At 45.1% G+C, this 17,504-nt stretch carries 17 protein-coding genes, 8 tRNA genes, 1 rRNA gene and 1 pseudogene; 6 read left to right on the top strand and 21 right to left on the bottom strand.

What is annotated here, in order from left to right:
- Nucleotides 1-18: 18 nt before the first annotated feature.
- From ASG89_RS03960 to ASG89_RS03945, 4 genes are all read left to right on the top strand, one after another.
- A complete protein-coding gene (locus tag ASG89_RS03960) occupies nucleotides 19-714 on the top strand; it encodes a response regulator transcription factor (protein WP_057309004.1) in 696 nt (231 codons plus the stop codon).
- On the top strand, nucleotides 707-1,717 hold the full coding sequence (locus ASG89_RS03955) for a sensor histidine kinase (RefSeq protein ID WP_057309003.1): 1,011 nt from the start codon (nucleotides 707-709) through the stop codon (nucleotides 1,715-1,717). The genes ASG89_RS03960 and ASG89_RS03955 overlap by 8 nt, the downstream gene beginning before the upstream one ends.
- Nucleotides 1,718-1,818: 101 nt before the next feature.
- Complete coding sequence (locus ASG89_RS03950) at nucleotides 1,819-2,580, top strand: ABC transporter ATP-binding protein (RefSeq protein WP_057309002.1); 762 nt, start codon at nucleotides 1,819-1,821, stop codon at nucleotides 2,578-2,580.
- Nucleotides 2,570-4,510 carry an ABC transporter permease gene (locus ASG89_RS03945; protein WP_057309001.1) on the top strand — a complete coding sequence of 647 codons (1,941 nt, stop codon included), beginning with the start codon at nucleotides 2,570-2,572 and terminating at the stop codon, nucleotides 4,508-4,510. The genes ASG89_RS03950 and ASG89_RS03945 overlap by 11 nt, the downstream gene beginning before the upstream one ends.
- 258 nt (nucleotides 4,511-4,768) lie before the next feature.
- On the opposite strand, the gene ASG89_RS03940 is transcribed toward ASG89_RS03945, so the two are convergent.
- The 3 genes from ASG89_RS03940 to ASG89_RS03930 all read right to left on the bottom strand — a co-directional run bounded on the left by ASG89_RS03940 (nucleotide 4,769) and on the right by ASG89_RS03930 (nucleotide 8,460).
- Nucleotides 4,769-5,548, bottom strand: a complete 780-nt coding sequence (locus ASG89_RS03940) for a squalene/phytoene synthase family protein (protein ID WP_057309201.1) — start codon at nucleotides 5,546-5,548, stop codon at nucleotides 4,769-4,771.
- A gap of 320 nt (nucleotides 5,549-5,868) precedes the next feature.
- Complete coding sequence (locus ASG89_RS03935) at nucleotides 5,869-6,504, bottom strand: hypothetical protein (protein WP_057309000.1); 636 nt, start codon at nucleotides 6,502-6,504, stop codon at nucleotides 5,869-5,871.
- Between the two features lie 81 nt (nucleotides 6,505-6,585).
- The gene (locus ASG89_RS03930) at nucleotides 6,586-8,460 is read right to left on the bottom strand and encodes a hypothetical protein (protein WP_057308999.1); all 1,875 of its coding nucleotides are present in this window, start codon (nucleotides 8,458-8,460) and stop codon (nucleotides 6,586-6,588) included.
- Nucleotides 8,461-8,465: 5 nt separating this feature from the next.
- Here ASG89_RS03930 and ASG89_RS38550 point away from each other — a divergent pair.
- Nucleotides 8,466-8,585 (top strand): annotated as a pseudogene (locus tag ASG89_RS38550) (hypothetical protein); the annotation flags it as partial.
- Between the two features lie 105 nt (nucleotides 8,586-8,690).
- Nucleotides 8,691-9,593: a manganese catalase family protein gene (locus ASG89_RS03925; protein WP_057308998.1), complete on the top strand. Its 903-nt coding sequence runs from the start codon at nucleotides 8,691-8,693 to the stop codon at nucleotides 9,591-9,593.
- Between the two features lie 53 nt (nucleotides 9,594-9,646).
- Here ASG89_RS03925 and ASG89_RS03920 read toward each other — a convergent pair whose 3' ends face one another.
- The 18 genes from ASG89_RS03920 to rrf form a co-directional block, all read right to left on the bottom strand.
- A complete protein-coding gene (locus ASG89_RS03920) occupies nucleotides 9,647-10,060 on the bottom strand; it encodes a hypothetical protein (RefSeq protein WP_057308997.1) in 414 nt (137 codons plus the stop codon).
- A 92-nt stretch (nucleotides 10,061-10,152) separates the two neighbouring features.
- On the bottom strand, nucleotides 10,153-10,368 hold the full coding sequence (locus ASG89_RS03915; RefSeq protein WP_057308996.1) for a hypothetical protein: 216 nt from the start codon (nucleotides 10,366-10,368) through the stop codon (nucleotides 10,153-10,155).
- A gap of 41 nt (nucleotides 10,369-10,409) precedes the next feature.
- On the bottom strand, nucleotides 10,410-10,862 hold the full coding sequence (locus ASG89_RS03910; RefSeq protein ID WP_057309200.1) for an 8-oxo-dGTP diphosphatase: 453 nt from the start codon (nucleotides 10,860-10,862) through the stop codon (nucleotides 10,410-10,412).
- A gap of 55 nt (nucleotides 10,863-10,917) precedes the next feature.
- Nucleotides 10,918-11,961 (bottom strand): S66 peptidase family protein, encoded by a 1,044-nt coding sequence (locus tag ASG89_RS03905; protein ID WP_235549586.1) that lies wholly within the window; start codon nucleotides 11,959-11,961, stop codon nucleotides 10,918-10,920.
- Nucleotides 11,958-12,548, bottom strand: a complete 591-nt coding sequence (locus ASG89_RS03900) for a TetR family transcriptional regulator (protein WP_057308995.1) — start codon at nucleotides 12,546-12,548, stop codon at nucleotides 11,958-11,960. The genes ASG89_RS03905 and ASG89_RS03900 overlap by 4 nt, the downstream gene beginning before the upstream one ends.
- A gap of 1 nt (nucleotide 12,549) precedes the next feature.
- Complete coding sequence (locus ASG89_RS03895) at nucleotides 12,550-13,293, bottom strand: SDR family oxidoreductase (protein ID WP_057308994.1); 744 nt, start codon at nucleotides 13,291-13,293, stop codon at nucleotides 12,550-12,552.
- Between the two features lie 256 nt (nucleotides 13,294-13,549).
- Nucleotides 13,550-14,521 (bottom strand): MBL fold metallo-hydrolase, encoded by a 972-nt coding sequence (locus tag ASG89_RS03890; protein WP_414813241.1) that lies wholly within the window; start codon nucleotides 14,519-14,521, stop codon nucleotides 13,550-13,552.
- 33 nt (nucleotides 14,522-14,554) lie between these two features.
- Nucleotides 14,555-15,148: a TetR/AcrR family transcriptional regulator gene (locus tag ASG89_RS03885; RefSeq protein WP_057308993.1), complete on the bottom strand. Its 594-nt coding sequence runs from the start codon at nucleotides 15,146-15,148 to the stop codon at nucleotides 14,555-14,557.
- Between the two features lie 175 nt (nucleotides 15,149-15,323).
- A complete protein-coding gene (locus ASG89_RS37440) occupies nucleotides 15,324-16,295 on the bottom strand; it encodes an SHOCT domain-containing protein (RefSeq protein ID WP_157276509.1) in 972 nt (323 codons plus the stop codon).
- Nucleotides 16,296-16,628: 333 nt separating this feature from the next.
- A tRNA-Gly gene (locus tag ASG89_RS03875) sits at nucleotides 16,629-16,699 on the bottom strand.
- A 19-nt stretch (nucleotides 16,700-16,718) separates the two neighbouring features.
- A tRNA-Arg gene (locus tag ASG89_RS03870) sits at nucleotides 16,719-16,795 on the bottom strand.
- Nucleotides 16,796-16,812: 17 nt separating this feature from the next.
- Nucleotides 16,813-16,898, bottom strand: a tRNA-Leu gene (locus ASG89_RS03865).
- A 10-nt stretch (nucleotides 16,899-16,908) separates the two neighbouring features.
- A tRNA-Cys gene (locus ASG89_RS03860) sits at nucleotides 16,909-16,979 on the bottom strand.
- Nucleotides 16,980-17,005: 26 nt separating this feature from the next.
- Nucleotides 17,006-17,081 (bottom strand) — tRNA-Val (locus ASG89_RS03855).
- 18 nt (nucleotides 17,082-17,099) lie between these two features.
- Nucleotides 17,100-17,174 (bottom strand) — tRNA-Glu (locus ASG89_RS03850).
- 9 nt (nucleotides 17,175-17,183) lie between these two features.
- A tRNA-Asn gene (locus tag ASG89_RS03845) sits at nucleotides 17,184-17,259 on the bottom strand.
- A gap of 4 nt (nucleotides 17,260-17,263) precedes the next feature.
- Nucleotides 17,264-17,339: transfer RNA gene (locus tag ASG89_RS03840), tRNA-Ala, on the bottom strand.
- A gap of 67 nt (nucleotides 17,340-17,406) precedes the next feature.
- Nucleotides 17,407-17,504, bottom strand: a 5S ribosomal RNA gene (rrf, locus tag ASG89_RS03835); the annotation flags it as partial.

Genomic DNA, 17,504 nt, shown 5'->3' with positions numbered 1-17,504 from the left:
AGAAGTGGGTGAATTTCGTTGTTTAAGATCTTACTTATAGAAGATGACGCAACCTTGTTCGCAGAGATCAAAGAGCGCTTGGCCCAATGGTCCTATGAGGTGCATGGCATCCCTGATTTCAATAAAGTACTTGAGACATTTATTGAATTGAAACCTGATTTAGTCATTATTGATATTCAATTGCCGAAATTCGATGGTTTTCATTGGTGTCGCATGATTCGGACACATTCCAATGTGCCGATCGTCTTTCTCTCTTCGCGCGACCATCCTACGGATATGGTGATGTCTATGCAGCTTGGAGCGGACGACTTTATCCAAAAGCCTTTTCATTTTGACGTGCTGATCGCGAAAATTCATGCTATTCTCCGCCGCGTCTACAACTACAATACGGAGCAAATTAAGCTCAAGACATGGTGCGGCGCTACGATTGATTTTGAGAAAAATATCGTTAGTCATGTGTCAGGTTCCGTTGAACTGACCAAGAATGAAATCTACATATTAAAGCTCCTTATCGAGCATAAGAATACGATTGTCAGCCGGGAAGACATGATCAATAGCTTGTGGAATGATCAGCGTTTTGTCAGTGATAATACGTTGACGGTGAATGTGAATCGGCTTAGAAAGAAGCTGGACGAGCTGGACTTAGGACGCTTTATCGAAACCAAGGTCGGGCAAGGCTACATTGCAACAGAAGAGACAGCTCATTATGATTAAAACGTATCTCACAGAGCGAATAAGTTGGCTTGGGATGTTCCTATTCAGTCAAACCCTCCTGCTGCTCATCGCCTATCTCGACCACTCGATTCCATTCCGATCCGTTCTATATATTGTTTTCTTAACTACGATCCTGTTCACCATCTTCCTGATCATCCGCTATCACAAGGAGACGCCCTTCATTAAGCGGTTAAAAGACTGGGAAACCAGCTTTGATGTATCCGCCTTTGCTGACGCTGCAAGTCCATTTGAGAAGATCATGGAAGCAGCCCTGGTCAATCAAACCGAGCAGCTTTCCCAGACCGCCTCGCGGCAGCAAATAGCGCTAGAACAAAAGAAAGACGAACTGTTAGCCTGGATTCATGAAGTGAAGACGCCTCTCACCGCCATGCATTTGATGATTGGCCGTTTGGATAACGATAGGGCGAAAGCCTCCATCACCTTTGAATGGCTACGGATTCATCATCTTCTGGACCAACAGCTTCATCAGCTGCGACTTCCCTCAATTGAGAATGATCTCTATATCGAAAAGGTACAGCTCGAAGATCTCCTCTATTCGGAGATTAAATCCCTGCAATCTTGGTGTATTCAAAAAGGCATGGGATTTGACGTTCAATTGGACGCCACTCAAATCCTCAGTGATGCCAAATGGCTGGCTTTCATCTTGCGTCAGCTCTTGACGAATGCTGTGAAATATAGTGACAGTTTCTCACCCGATATTATCGTGAGGAGCTTCATCGCGCAGGAACGTACCGTCCTAGAAGTAACGGACTTTGGACGCGGCATAGATCCCAAGGATCTTCCCCGTATCTTCGATAAGGGCTTTACCTCCACGACCTGGCATCAGGACAGCGCCGCGACGGGCATGGGCTTATATCTAGCCCGCAAAGCAGCTGACACGTTGCACGTCCAAATCACTGTGCACTCCGAGGTCGACGTTGGAAGTACGTTCACCCTCACTTTCCCACAGCCCAACGAACTCGTGCGAATAACAGGCATGTGACAATAATGTCACATGCCTTTCTACTTTGTTCGTCCAATCGAAGGATAAATGCGGCTTAGCTTTTTATAATAAAGTTAATCGTATAAAGGAGTGTGTGATTCATGTCTATCTTACAAGCCGTTAAAATTCATAAAAGCTTCGGCAATAAACATAACAAACAAGAGGTACTTCGCGGCCTTGATATCTCCATTGAGAAAGGGGAGTTCGTCAGCATCATGGGCCCTTCGGGTTCCGGGAAAACAACGTTGCTCAACGTACTCTCCTCCATCGACAAGGTCAGTCATGGTTCTATTCAGATTAACAAGGCAGAAACGACGACCATGAAAGAGAAGCAATTGGCTGAGTTCCGGAAGCATCATCTCGGCTTTATTTTTCAGGATTATAATTTGCTGGATACGCTAACTGTGAAAGAAAACATCCTGCTCCCGTTATCAATTACGAAGATGTCCAAGATTGAAGCTAATCAGCGGTTTCATGACCTTGCGACTGAGCTCGGCATCTATGAGTTAAAGGATAAATATCCGAACGAAATATCCGGTGGACAGAAACAGCGAACGTCAGCTGCTAGAGCGTTTATTCATGATCCTGATATTATTTTCGCGGATGAACCTACGGGTGCACTCGATTCCAAATCTGCCTCAGATTTGCTAAATAAGCTCAGTGAAATGAATGTAAGTCGCCAAGCGAGCATTGTGATGGTCACACATGACCCCGTTGCTGCCAGCTACAGCTCTAGGGTGATCTTCATTAAAGACGGGCAGATTTACTCCCAGATCTATAAAGGGCAAGAAACGAGACAAGCCTTCTTTCAAGACATTATGAAGACCCAAGGCGTTCTTGGCGGTGTGCACAATGAGTATTAATCAGCTTATCTTCCAAAATCTGAAAGCCAATATTAAGCACTACTACCTTTATGTATTTGCTTTAATGTTTAGCGTTGCGCTTTACTTCGCTTTTGTCACATTGCAGTATGACCCTGCACTAGACGCAGCCAAGGGGACGATTAAAGGCGCTGCTGCGCTGAAGTCTGCCTCGATCCTGCTTGTCGCCATTGTTGCTATCTTCAATTTATATGCGAATAACATTTTTGTGAAAAGACGCAGTAAAGAAATCGGTCTTCTGCAGCTCATCGGCATGACGAAGGGGAAAATATTTCGCATCCTAAGTACTGAGAATTTCATCCTTTACTTCGGTTCGCTAGTCGTTGGCACGTTTATCGGATTCTCCGTGTCAAAGCTCATTCTCATGATCTTATTGCAAATTACAGGGGTTAAGGCGAACGCAACGCTGCACTTTTCGGCCCAAGCATTTATTCAAACCATTGTCGTTTTTAGTGCCGTTTACTTATTAATCCTGCTGGTCAATTATTTGTTTATCCAAAGACAGACGATTCTTTCACTGTTCCGTGTTGCAACCTCCACCGAAGCCAAAGTGAAGCAAATGTCGAAGACAGAAGCGATCCTTGGATTCATTGGGCTCTGTCTCGTTTTATTGGGCTACTTTGTATCTTCTAAGTTGTTTTCAGGAAGTATTACGACAGCAACCGGATTATTGAGCAGCATGCTATTCATTCTTGCTTCTGTAATCATCGGTACTTATTTGTTCTATAAAGGATCTGTCCGCTTGATTTTAAATGGGGTTCGTAAGCGGAAGAATGGCTATTTGAACGTACAAGAGGTACTTTCCCTCGCTTCTATCATGTATCGGATGAAATCCAACGCCTTGCTATTGATGGTCATCACAACGGTATCCGCCTTAGCGATTGGCTTGCTGTCCTTAAGTTATATTACGTACTATTCAGTTGAAAAAACGGCTGAAAGGAACTTGCCTGCTCACTTCTCCGTGACGGAACGTCATTATGCGGAGAGTTTTACGCAAGCCTTAGACAAGGATGGCATTAAACACCGTGATACAACAATTGAGGTTATTCAAATTAAAGCTGATCTTAGCCAAGTGATGGAAACGAAAAATGAACTGTATGTAGGCCCAGATGTCAATCGAATGGCTGTTATTAACGATACCTCGATAGGCATGGATTTGGCTGCGGACCAAACCTTTTTCACCGGGGCTAACGATGAAATGCAGAAATTTCTTCAATTCAAACCGAACAGCCAAGCCCAGCTGATCACCCTTAATGCCACTATTCCACTAACCTATATCGGCATTGAGGAACAATCCTACATTTCGAGGCGCTTCTCCTTCAGCAGCCTGCCTGTTGCCGTCGTAGACGATTCCATTTTTCAGCGGATTAAGCAAGATCTCGACCCTGAGATTCAAGGAACATCATCCCTATATTTCGGTATGGATATCGTGGATGAGAAGCAACTTGAGAAAGCCAATCAACTCTTCCATGACCTAAAATGGGAAGATCGAGATACCCGTGACTCTCGCCAAGATATGGCTAGTGAATCGAAAAATCGCATGGGCTTGATGATGTTCATTGTCGGTTTCCTCGGGCTCACCTTCCTAATCACTTCAGGCTGCATTCTTTATTTCAAGCAAATGGATGAGAGCGAAGATGAGAAATCATCGTATACCATTCTACGCAAACTCGGTTTTACCCAAAGCGATCTGCTAAAAGGGATTCAGGTTAAACAACTTTTCAATTTCGGTATCCCATTAATTGTCGGGCTCGTTCATAGTTACTTCGCAATCCAGTCAGGCTGGTTCTTCTTCGGAACCGAGCTGTGGACGCCGATGATGATCGTGATGGGTCTGTACACGGCACTCTACTCTGTGTTCGGGGTGCTGTCTGTGCAGCATTATCGGAAGGTGATTAAGAGGGCATTGTAAGGTGTAAGAGAAGTTCGATCTTAGATAAGAGGCTGTCTCAAAAGTCAATTCGACTTTATGAAACAGCCTCTTTTTTCGTTAAAATTACGTCAAATTCGAACGTATTAGCTGTAGTTTATACATCTAACACGAATCGACAGTGGACCAGCCTCTTTTAGAAGTCTTCCTGTGTTACCTAGAAGTGCCTTAACTTGCCAAAACGAAAAAGAAGCCCACAGCACCGCTGCAGGCCTCTCCTCCTCTATGTATCTCACTGATCTACGTCACTTTACTCACAATTTTGAGAACTGCATCCCTCGTCAACTTGTTCCCCCCAGCAGCTAGTAGATTTACCGTAGCATGCGCTAGTGCTAATGGCACTTTGCAAAATTTCAAGGCTGGCCCCTGCTTCAAGTCTGCGATATAACTATCTGCCAGTTGCAAATTGCGACGCGTGTATTGCTGCATCTCTTTGAATCCCCAACCATCCGGGAAGAAGTTTACGCCGCGATTCGCATCCTCCAATTTATTGCGGAGAATATTTACCGCTTGAAGTCCTCTTCCAAAAGCAATAGCCTTATCGCGATCAGACTGCGTCCCATCGTGCCATAGCCACAGTTCGGACAGCATCTCGCCAACCATTCCAGCGACGCTATAGGTATAGCGATCCAAATCTTCTTCCGTATGAATGTTCCAGCCATTCTCAACCCATTCGGACATTTCCAATGACATCTTAGCAATATACTGCTTGATGATTGGCATTGCCGTTGGTGGACAGAGTATCAACCATTCATCCAGTCGCATCGAAACTTCCGGTAAAGCCGCTTTATGAGGTGCAAGCAAGTTTTGTATCGAACCGATAATATCTGAGGACTGGAAAGCTTCATATACCCCAGACAAAAGCTCTATTTTCAAAGGGTCAGCGAGTTCCTCATGATCCTCGATTTCATCGATGGCCCGCATACATAAATAGGCAGATGTAACAGCCTCTTTTAATCCGAAATCCAAGTTGCTAATCGGTATATAAAAAGTTCGGCTCGTTTGCTTCAACATCTTCATTGCATCATTCAGAGTATCGGTATTAATGGTAATTACCTCCAAGTATAAACTTGCCTTTAACTTAAAATTGTGTATGATACCTAATGATAACATACTTTATTAAAGTTAATCCAAATCTAACCGTCAATAGTTGCGTAAACTACGCTTTATTACACAAAAGTGTCAAATATGATAATTCGCTAGATACAATCACTTCCCATGAAAGTAAATAATTGCACCTTTTTCTGGATATTATGCCCAAGTTGTAAAGAAATAAAAGAATGCATTCAAAATTCATCTATTTCTTTCGATGAAAAAGGCTGCCGATCGGCAGCCTCCTTTTACTTCGTATCGCTCGTACGAGCATCCAATACATAATCGACCCGATCCTCACATGATGCAACGAAATCAGGTGCAGCATCCACCGACATACCACATACAGTTAGCCAATACCCTTCAACGGGAAGCTGCGCATCCGAGATTTCTCGGATTTGGCCCTTGTCTATACGGTATTTCAACGTGCCTTTCATAGCATAATTTATACGACCGCCATTCTCCTGGATCCTCATTTGTCGTATCGGGTCGTTATTGTTAGGTTTAATGACCGTCAAATCCATTTCATCCAATCGTTCAAAAAAATAATTTACTGCAATCGAACGATTATATTGAATCCATGGCCCCTCAATCCTTTGCTTTTTGACAAGTGCTTTGCTAGCTGCAAGGTCATAATCAACATAATAATAAATAAAATCATCCTTACTACGCCGCCCAACAACTTCGTACGATAGCTTCTGAACGTCCCCCTGCTGGTTATAAAACAAATGAAAATCTTCAAGTTTCGCTAGTTCATCCTCTATTTCCAGCTTGCTTGCCATCTCTTGCCAGTGCTCGCCATAGTCATGCTCGTTCAACGGGGAGATCGTCACCGCGATTTCGCGTTCTCTCTCGAAGATAATAGATTCAACGATCAGATACATAAAAAAAGTGAATCCGCCCATGATGATGATGCCTAACAGTGTACGATACAGTCGATTAAACAGTGACGATTCCCCCCTCGTTTATTGTTTCACGATTGGTTCCACACTCGAGCGGTACAATCCATCTTTACCCCGTACAGGCTCGGCTGTTTTCTCCCCATTTGCCGGCTGCCATGGTACCCATTTATTGCGTGGAAGATCATAAATAACATACCTATCATCCTGCTTCGACACTAAATCCGTTCCACTAGCGAAGATATAACTATCCACTGACAGCGAAGCGATCTTCTTGGCGGTTTGGCCTGGTTGCCATAATGTCCACCCTAAGGGTTCCAGCTGAAACTCCCCTTTTTCAAACTGCTGTAGGTAGACGCCTTGCTCCGTGACGAGTCGAACAATTCCTTTGGCGGTAAACTTTGCCCCTGAATTGCTCTCGTAATCCGTGTAAGGTATGGAATTTTGTATTCGTGTCCAATACGTCCCATCCGGCGTCGGGGTAATCGTCATATCCAATTCGGTGTATTTGGCTATGAGAACGGTTGTTGTGTACGCTTGCGTTCTTTGGGGCATGGGATCTCCTGACGAGAACGTGAGTCGTTCCAGTTGACTCGTTTCATGTCGGTTCTCATAGGTTAAAAGGTGAAGCAATCCTCTCGCCCTATCATACGAAGCGTAATTGATATTATGAGCCTCTTGAGGATCCGCCTCATGAAGAGTGCGTTTCTCACGTTTTTCAATATCATAGGCATAGACACCATAGTAGGACGCATAGATGAGAGTTTTGTCATCCATCCAATGGATGGGCTGGTTATCCGGTTCTATCGTGGAATAGAACACATTCTCGATGACAACAGGTGCCTTCCCTTTTTGCTCCAAAATAAAAGCGTAACTGGTTCCGTCCCCATCTCCCATGGACCCGCCAAGGCGAACAACTCCTACATAGCTTTGTTTATCGTTAGATACAACCAATTGATCGTAGAATGGATCCCTCGGACCTCCCCCAGCGATCTCACCTGACTGGACGTAATGCCATGTAGTTGGCGGCACATGTTGCACCAAGAGACTCTCGCGGCCCACACCCAAGCGATTGCCGCTTACGTCCCTCAAGTTATCCATTCGCAGATACAGCTCCTGCTTTCCATTCTCACCAGCCCTCATATTGTCTAGTTGGACCAAGAGATGTTTGGCATCTACCCATTTAGCTGCTACCGGCACACCTCCCATGCTCGTCGGTAAGTCTCCACGCATTTCTACGGAGAAGACTAACTCCACCGAGCTTTCTCTCTCCGGAATCAGTAGTCTAGGTGCATATTCCTGAGCCCACAGTATCAGGTGCGGGACATCGCGATCTGCGCTCGGGCTGAAGGCCAAACTCACAGGCTCCTTCCGTATAAACGTCACGGCAGGCAAATCCCCTACGTAGAGAACAAACGAGGTACTCGCATGATGAAATTGAATATTTATCTGATTCGTAGCATTCGTGCTTTCCGTGACCTTCCATTCTACATTCCCATCAACACGAATACGATCCGTTAATTGCTTTCGTTCCTCTTCGCTCAAGTTGGCAAAAGTCGCGTTCACACCGACATCCTCTAACTGATACATAACCTGGAAAGGTGCCTGAGGTACATCTACTGCTTTCCATTCTTTCAATATCCTGCCCCCAGCGCTGTTGTGTTCAGCGAAATTGAGACTTTGAAGCTTAATCCGAGTCGAGGATTCAACAGTTGCGACAGGCGCCGTGGTAAGGATCGACGTTGCTTCCGGAGAAGTTGCTTGTGGTGATACGGGTACGGCAGAACCTTTGTTATTGTCTTCACACGCGTTCAGCAGCAGCATGGCGGATACAAGAAATCCAAAACAACATAATCTGACCATCACACCCACCAATCCTTGTTCGATTTTATAATTTTTCCCATATTCATTAGACGTAGAGTACTGACGGAAAGTTGCCATTGGAAGTCTTCAATGTTCTAGCCTTATTATGGGGCTGACTCATCGACAAAAAAACACCGGATCCGTACGATTGGATCGGTGCTGCGGTTTGCGTTATTGGTGTTTCCATCGCTGTGAGCACCTAGGAGCTAAACGCCTCGTATTTCACATTTTTAATCTTGCGGCATGGTTAGTTATAGAGCTTAAGGTAAACAATGTACAGGAGTGAAAATTCTGAGGGAGTTGAAGCCATGTTTAAACGAATGGATGAAATTTCGATTGAGATTCCTGACATTGAGAAACCTGACCCTAATGCCGCAGCAGCTGTACAGGAATTGTTAGGTGGCAAATTCGGTGAAATGTCCACTTTGAACAATTATCTGTATCAATCCTTTAATTTTCGTTCGAAAGAAAAACTAAGGCCCTTTTACGATTTGATTATGAGTATTACGGCCGAAGAGCTGGGCCACGTAGAGTTGGTTTCCCACGCGATCAATAAATGTTTAAGAGGCTCAACGAGCTATAAGGAACCCGACCAGACACCGCTGGAAGTCGTCAAAGATGCTCGTCTGTCGTATCACTTTCTTGCAGGGGCACAAGGGGCCATGCCGGTTGATTCCATGGGTAATCCATGGACAGGCGCGAATGTGTTTAACAGTGGCAACTTGGTAGAGGATTTACTGCATAATTTCTTCTTAGAATGCGGTGCACGCACCCATAAAATGAAAGTGTACGAAATGACCGACCACCCTGCAGCACGGGCTGTAATTGGTTACCTCCTCGTTCGCGGAGGCGTTCATGTTGTGGCTTACGCCAAAGCATTGGAAGTTGCAACTGGGGTCAATGTCACCAAATTAGTTCCCATTCCTTCCTTAAGCAACAAGTCGTTTAATGAAACCAGAAAGTATGAAGAGAAAGGTGTTCATACTAAGCTTTACACATGGAGCGACAGCGATTTCACAACAATTGGCCAGATTTGGAAAGGTACACATCCCGAAGATGGCTCTGCCTTGGAAGTCATCCCGGGTACGCCTCAAGGCTACCCCATTGCTGAAGCGCCGGCTGTCGATGAGGAATTTGCTCCTGGCATTTCGCCCGAAGACTTCCAACAAATCGCAGCGAGACTCAAAATGGCTGGAAATATCAACGCATAACTCATATAGTTCTGATGATCCTTATGTATGTAGGGATCATTTTTTTATCCAAACTACTTGGATTGAACAAGCTCGCTTATCTCCCTCGCCAATTCCTCCGAGTACACATAATAGTTCCCTGCAATCTCGTTAGGGAGAAAACGGAGCTTCTTTTCTTGTCCTTCGAACAAATCCACATAGAATAAATAACCTACTCTACCTTCTTGATTAGGGTCCGGCGTAAGCTTCATGTGACGAACTTTGGCCAGCCACTCTTGAACCAGTTGTTTATCATTAACGATCTTAAGCGCTCCTGTCGAACCGCTTCTTATCTCAATATGATCAACGTTCGAAATGTCACCTGGATAGAACTCTTCTAATTGCTTTACTGTAAGCCTAGGTTTCTCTGAAGCCTCGCCTTTTCCGCACCCGAAACATATTAGAATGATTACCATGATGACCACAAAAAGAAACCACTGTATTCTCATAGGCAGCCATCTCTTATCTGTTCAAAAATCAGAACCCAATTAGGATCGTATTCTACAACTACAATAGGCGAATCCATGGGGAATGCTTCCAATCACACTGAATTACTCTCTGTAATCGGCTTCAAATCACTGAACTTCAGCAATACTTCCCTACTCGTATCCAGATAGATAACCCTAATGTCTAGTTCCTCTTCGTTAAGCTCAAAGGAAAGAATCATACATTTCCGACCACGATTCTTAGTCTTTCTAGGATTATCTGGTGCCACAACATAGGAGCCTCCAAGACTCAAACTTACCGTTTCGCTCATAGTAATCTGCTACCTCTCATGTTGTTTTTAGGATTATGCTATCAACCTAATCTTCTTACCTTTTCCTCGATTATACATTGATTATGCTCATCCCACACAACCGAAATTTCAAAAGTTCCCGATTTAAAAAATAAAGGAAACCTCCGCTTAAACCAATCTTGCATCGGCATCTGTAAAGCATCGTCAATATCTACCCAAGCTAATTCCCCTTCAGGTGGATCGGTTAACAACTCCCCGGTAAATGTCCGAGTCAGATAATTAAACACCATATATCGATAGTTTTTCTCGGGAACTAAATATTCATCGACGCCTTTATAGATGAGGTCTTCTGGCCTCACGATGAGTCCCGTTTCTTCCCATACTTCTCGGACGGTTCCCTCCGTGAAACTCTCCGCCAAATCCACCTTACCGCCTGGACCAAGATATCCGGGAAATCCTTTGGACGCGGGACGATTTATCAGAAGCACCTTATTCCCATCTTGGACCAGGCACATTGTATATATGCCACATTCAACTTTACTCACTTCTGCAAATCCTCCTACCTTTCAATCATTCAAAAGGACTCTCCAACAAAATAACTTCATTCGTCCTCGGATTTAACTCCACTCTCCCACCGAGAGGCAAAATCAATTTCGGATCTGTATGCCCAAAGTCAAAATCAACAACGATCGGCACATGATTCGCTCCAAACTCTTTTGCAATAATGCTCACTAAAATCTCTCTAAGCTCTACATTCTCAGCTGCGCTATAATCCTTCGCTCTACCAAATATGACGCCTTTAATACGTGAAAAGATGCCCTGCATCCCATAATTCCGCAGCATATAGCCTACTTGCATATGCGAGGGCTTCTCTTCCGATGTTTCGAAGAATAAGACCTTATCCTGCCAGAAATCATCCCTCGGCCAATAGATCGTCGATTTCATAAACTCTAGCACTTCGATGCAACCGCCCCACAGATTCCCATGCTCAATCGCCTCTCCTTGTATAAACACCCATCCATACTCGTTCTCTACAAACGGCTGACACTCACCTAAGGTTGCCAGTTGACTCCAATCTTTATAGCCGTTCGTCCATGCTTGATATGGCGCATAGCGATAAGGGAACTGCTCTTCAAACCATATTGCTTTGAGATGCTCGGTATAAGCTTCAGGTAGATTTCTTAACTGTGCGAATCCAGCCATAACAGAAGGCCCATAGAACGTTACCATCCCTAAATTATTTAGGTACGTTAAGAATGTCGTCGCATCCGAAAATCCCATAATGAATTTAGGGTTGTTAATTATCACTTCCTTATTTAAAAAAGGTAAAATCCTTACCGATTCATATCCACCAATTGAAGTGATGATCCCATCTATTTCTTCATTCTCAAAACAATCGTTAAGATCCTGAGCACGCAGCTGCGGATTCTTATACAACTCTTCCGGTGACATCCTTGCCGAGGGCATTTCAACAACTTCCAGGGCAAAAGTCTCCATCAGATTCTTCAAGCCCATCTCATAAATATCCGGAAATAAATAGGGCAATCCATTGGAAAGTGAAATAATGGCTATCTTGGATCCGGACTTTAATCGTTTGGGTTTGATCATGTTCATGTTAACCCTCCTAGCAATAACTTCCAAACGCTTTCGAAGTCTTCAGTCATACTCCCCACTCCCCATTCCGCAGCATGCGATGGATGATGAAAGCGCGAAGTAGCCAAGAATATGGCTCTGGCAAGCGAATCTGAATCACCCTGCTTGAATTCCCTGTTAGCCATCCCTCGTTCAAGAATCTGTGCAATCTGCTCAATCAATCGGTACACATGCGTATTAATCATTTCAACTTCAATGACCGTAACAGTCGCATACATGGCGAACATTTCCGTATCCTCAGCAGCGAATTTTCGCTTGGTTTGAATTAACGTCTCGACCCACAAACGCAAACGTTCTTCGGCACGCCCACCAGTCTTGCTCGCAATAGCCTCCAGAGGCATAACGATGCAATTGTGCAACCAACGCGATGTCACTGCTTCCCTCAACGCGACTTTGCTCTCAAAATGTCGATACAATGTCCCGTGACTCACTTGTAGTATCTTGGCTATGTCCACAACGGACGTTTTGTCCGGTCCATACCGCCGCAGTACTTGCTCCGCAGCATCCAAAATCTCATCCTTCGATAACGGCAACTCATTCTTCGTCATGTTATACAAAACCGCCGTTCACACGTAATGTTTGTCCCGTTACCCACTGCGATTCCTCACTTGCTAGGAACAGTACGACTCGCGAAATATCTTCCGCTTCGCCCAAGCGTCCGAACGAATTCATGCTCGCGATCGCTTTGATTTGTTCCTCGGATTTCCCCACTGTGAACAATTCGGTATTGACTGGACCTGGTGCAACGGCATTAATCGTAATACCCTTAGGTCCTAACTCTTTGGCGAGCTGGCGCGTGAACTGTTCAACAGCCCCCTTCGTACCCGCATAGGAGCTGTACCCAGGGAACATTTGCCCATTAACCGAAGTAGAGAAATTGATAATCCGACCATTTTCCTTCATATGCAGCGCTGCTTGCTGAATCGCAAAGAACGTCCCTTTTACATTAATATTAAACTGTTTATCGAAATCCTCTTCTGTTATGGCGAGAATCGGCTTCGTAATCATAATCCCCGCATTATTGACTAGAATATCAACCTGCCCATACGCCTCCAGTGTCTTCTGGAACAAAAGCTTAACTTCCGCCACTTGGCTAATATCCGCAAGAATTGCGATTGCTTCCCCGCCTCGTTGCTTAATGCCGTTAACAACTTCTTCTGCTTTACCTAGACTGCTCGCGTAATTCACGACAACCTTAGCCCCGTACAGCGCCAGCTCTTCTGCAATCTTCTGACCGATCCCTCTCGATGCACCAGTAACCAAAGCTACTTTACCCGTTAATTTCTGCTCCATGCACAATCCCCCTTTTCGATGAGAAGACAGCGTCGCCTTCCCCGAACCTTATTACCTTTATTATAAAATCACGAATGACAAAAATCAAATGACATTATTTGATTTTTGTCATTCGTTAATATAGTTAATCAATAGGATCTCCCACCGGTGGAATCCCCCAACCTCAAAGTTCCATTCCACGGTAATCGAAAAAGGCGCCGTTCCAATTAAAGATTACTTGGACTTGGCGCCTAGAAAATTTATATAGACTCTCAGTTCACTCTGCTATCAATGTTTCTCCGTGCTTTAAAAGGCGCAGCAAGCTTGGGTCAAGCCCTCTTCGCTGCCAATCCGCCAGCAACCGATCCAACGCCTCCTTGGCCGTATCATCGGCAAGTCGGAATGCCCCATAATGCATTGGAATGAACTGTCTCGCCCCGACATCAAGAAACGCCTGCACCGCTTCCTCGGGAGTAACGTGCTGCATCCCCATGAACCACTCCGGCTCATAGGCGCCGATCGGCATCAATGCGTAGCGAATACTCGGAAATCTCGCTCCGATCTCTCGGAAACCTGCGAAATACCCGCTATCGCCAGCGAAGTAGATCGTATCTTGTTCCGATCCTTCCACTGCCCTAGACGCTCCAGCCCGCTCAATCACCCATCCACCCCAAAGCGAGGTGTTCGTATCGGTTAACGTACGTCTTGTCCAATGCTGCGCAGGAACGAAATGAAACTCCAGCTGGCCGATGGTCTGACTCCCCCACCATGGCAATTCATAGACCGTGCTGAAGCCTAGCTTCCGCACCTTAGAGCCAAGCCCTTCGGGCACCAGCACGTATGGCGCACCTCGCAGCTTTTTCAACGACCCCACATGCAAGTGATCGTAATGGGCGTGTGACAGTAATATAACATCGACAGGCGGTAACTCTTCTATAGTTAAACCTGGCGCCTCGAGCCTTGGTGTAAAGCCCATTCGAGTGGCCCAGACCGGATCAGTTACTATCGTCATACCAGCTACTTGCAGTACAAAGGTTGCATGACCGATCCAAGTGATCGTGACCTCATGTTGATTATTTCTCAGCAATTCCTGCTGCTTGTGTTCCGCTTGCCCAATTCGGTAGGAGAGGTCTTTCACTTTCCCCTTCCGCTCTTTCTGCCAGCGACGTACTTCTTTCCATGTTTTCGTCTTCGCATTTGGATCTACGTTACTATATCGCTGCCGCGCCATACGTTCATCCCCATTCATCTTCTTACCATCTCTATCTGTTCTAACCGATCTTCAGCGGGTGCAAACTCCCTTTAGATACTGGGTGAGGCTCTCGATATTCCTACGAATATGACGGTTGTCCCCTTCAAGCTTGCTCATCATAATACCGCCTTCCATAACAGAAAGCGTGAAAGTCGCCAATGCCTCGCTATCGAGGTCCGCTTTAAATTCACCATTTTGAATGCCTTCAGAAATAATCTCTTTCATATCCTGCAGCGTACTCTTCAGTCCCCGCTGAGCTCGTTCTCGCAAAATAGGATGACTATCATCGCTCTCCGTAGCTAAGTTAAGCAGCGGACAGCCTCCGATAAAAGGCGGCGTTTCCACCACATTTTCATACACCCGCAAATAGGCTATCAGCTTGCCACAAGCGGTTTCCTCGGCACGAATGGCTTCGTTCATTTTTCCACTAACTACGCTGCCTGCATAGTCATAGGCTTCCAGAGCAATCTCGTCTTTACTGGCAAAATGGCGATAAATCCCGCCCTTCTTAATACCCGTCAGCTCCGTAATATCCGATAAGGATGAACCTGCGTATCCCTTCTGGTTAAACAGCTCCGCGGCCTGAGCGATAATATGCTTGCGAGTTCTTTCACCTTTTTGCATAGTAACCCTCCGTTACACGCGTAAAATCTTATCTTTTAGTATATCAAAAGACTGCATGACATTGAAATGTACTATATACAAAGAAAAAGACCACCCGAAGGTGGTCTTTTTCTTTGTAAGCGGGCGCTAGAGATCTTGTTACCTTACATACTGCTCAATCCGTAAACAATAATAACTAGTTTCTCTTTAAACTTAACAACTCCGATTTCTTCTCATCGAATTCACCTTGAGTCAGCACACCCATATCCAGCAGTTGTTTGAATTTAAGTAGTTCGTCAGCCACGCTGAATTCTGGTTTTTCCGACTTCGTTATTGTCGCTTCCTCGACTGGCTCCTCGATCACTTCAGTGACATCAGCAGTGATATCTATAACTTCATTTTTGACGTCCTGATAGTCTTTCTCAAAGTCCTCATTTGAATAGTTTCCAATTGCATCGAATAAAGTTTCTCTTAATCTATTTCCCATCGGCTTCATCGAAGCATAAGTCAGTCCACCAGAGATAATTCCTCCGATTACCGGAATCGCTTTCGAAATCCCTTGTGCAAAAGTCTTCTTGGTAATCTTGATGCCAATTGCAGCAGCTACTTTCTTAATGATTGGATAATAAACTGTTTTGGTCAACGCCTGCTGCGGAAGTTTCTTTAACACCTGCTGTGAAAGTTTAGCAGATAAAATTTTCAATGCAGAAGCAGAACCACCTACACCAAACATCACACCTAAGAATATCGTAAGTTCTCCTTTTACCCGCTCGCTATCGAGTTTGTCTTGATCCCACATATTTTTATAACCGAACAAGTACGCTAGTTCTTGTGCCATACGTAGAGCTACACCGAAAAATTGCAGTGTATCTGCTGGAATTGTAGCTGCCATTGCAAGCCCACCAGGGAGACCTGCAGCAAATGAGACAGCTGTACTTTGCATTGTACGTTTCTCAATTAATGATTTGGCAACCTTGTTAATTATGTTAAGTGGAATCCCAGCCTCCACCGGCCCTTTATCTAACACAACAGCAAACTGTTCAGAGTTAGCGTAATCTGCTAGTGTATGAGCAAGAAATTCTTTACGATTCACTTTAACTCCTGGTACCTTCAAAGCATTTACTAAAACAAGCTCAAAGGTGTTATTTGATTGTTGGCTATCTTTCATTTTAAACATCCCCCCGCACATACTCTATTAACTTGTAATGTCGTTTTCACTTTACGAATATTCACTATTAATATATCACGAAATGAGTAGTAAATACTGTAATTGACAAATAGAGCCTCGCAATAAATTGCACAAAAAGTGATACCCTTTAGTTACTTTAACAATTGCGCTCAACAAACTTGATGAAAAGACGGCGCGGATACTCCAAATTCGGATTTTTAAAGCTTCCTTCGGAAGCAACTAGTGATATATTTGGACGCTCGAACGTCCGCAGGTTCTCTTCCCTGCCTGCGCATTGAAAAAGACCACCCGAAGGTGGTCTTTTTCTTTGTAAGCGGGCGGCGGGAATCGAACCCGCGCGATCAGCTTGGAAGGCTGAAGTTCTACCATTAAACTACGCCCGCGTAGTTGTTTAAGCAAAAATGGCGCGCCCTGAGAGATTCGAACTCCCGACCTTTTGATTCGTAGTCAAATACTCTATCCAGCTGAGCTAAGGGCGCATCTATGTGGTTAATAATGCCGAAGACCAGACTTGAACTGGTACGGTAGTCACCTACCGCAGGATTTTAAGTCCTGTGCGTCTGCCGATTCCGCCACTCCGGCTTGTATATAAAGGCGCTACCCAGATTCGAACTGGGGGTAAAGCTTTTGCAGAGCTCTGCCTTACCACTTGGCTATAGCGCCGAAATCTTTATCTCTACCAAATTAAATGGTGGAGGCTGACGGGATCGAACCGCCGACCCTCTGCTTGTAAGGCAGATGCTCTCCCAGCTGAGCTAAGCCTCCATGGGATTAAGGAATTAATGGTGACCCGTAGGGGACTCGAACCCCTGTTACCTCCGTGAAAGGGAGGTGTCTTAACCACTTGACCAACGGGCCTTAAAAGAATGGCTCCCCGAACAGGACTCGAACCTGTGACAACTCGATTAACAGTCGAGTGCTCTACCAACTGAGCTATCAGGGAATAATGGTGGAGCCAAGCGGGATCGAACCGCTGACCTCCTGCTTGCAAGGCAGGCGCTCTCCCAGCTGAGCTATGGCCCCGGACAAAAAAAATACCTAATGCAGAGAGACTTTTAGCTCCACTAAAAGATCCCTATATTAGGAAACTGCTTGGCAACGTTCTACTCTCCCAGAACCCTGCGGTTCAAGTACCATCGACGCTGGARGGCTTAACGGTCGTGTTCGAGATGGGAACGCGTGGATCCC

The sequence above is a fragment of the Paenibacillus sp. Soil766 genome (genome assembly GCF_001428105.1).
Classification (GTDB): domain Bacteria; phylum Bacillota; class Bacilli; order Paenibacillales; family NBRC-103111; genus Paenibacillus_E.
The sequence above is the reverse complement of the archived record's forward strand: the minus strand, read 5'-3'. Positions and strand labels throughout refer to the sequence as shown.